At 68.9% G+C, this 705-nt stretch carries 1 protein-coding gene; it reads left to right on the forward strand.

Annotated features, from left to right (window positions below; translation table 11 throughout):
- Window positions 1-705: ATP-binding cassette domain-containing protein (locus AC5P09_RS52070; protein ID WP_493880647.1), on the forward strand; the 705-nt coding region annotated here is incomplete at both ends.

Consider the following 705-nt stretch of genomic DNA (forward strand, 5'->3'; position numbering starts at 1 on the left):
GGTCACCTGCGTGCTCGGCGACAACGGCGCCGGCAAGTCCACCCTCATCAAGATCATCTCCGGGCTGCACCAGCACACCGAGGGCGACTTCCTCGTCGACGGCACCCCCGTACGCTTCTCCACCCCGCGCGAAGCCCTCGACAAGGGCATCGCCACCGTCTACCAGGACCTCGCCGTCGTCCCGCTGATGCCGGTCTGGCGCAACTTCTTCCTCGGCTCCGAGATGACCCGCGGCCCCTGGCCCGTCCGCCGCCTCGACATCGAGAAGATGAAGAAGACCGCCGACGAGGAACTGCGCAACATGGGCATCGTCCTCGACGACCTGGAACAGCCCATCGGCACCCTCTCAGGCGGCCAGCGCCAGTGCGTCGCGATCGCCCGCGCCGTCTACTTCGGCGCCCGCGTCCTGATCCTGGACGAGCCCACCGCCGCCCTCGGCGTCAAGCAGTCCGGCGTGGTGCTGAAGTACATCGCCGCCGCCCGCGACCGCGGCCTCGGCGTCATCTTCATCACCCACAACCCCCACCACGCCTACATGGTCGGCGACCACTTCAGCGTCCTGCGCCTGGGCACCATGGAACTCTCCGCCGACCGCAGCGAGGTCAGCCTGGACGAGCTCACCAACCACATGGCCGGCGGCACCGAACTCGCCGCCCTCAAGCACGAGCTGGCCCAGGTCCGCGGCGTCGACGTCGAGGAACTCCC

The sequence above is a fragment of the Streptomyces sp. a15 genome (assembly GCF_059026085.1).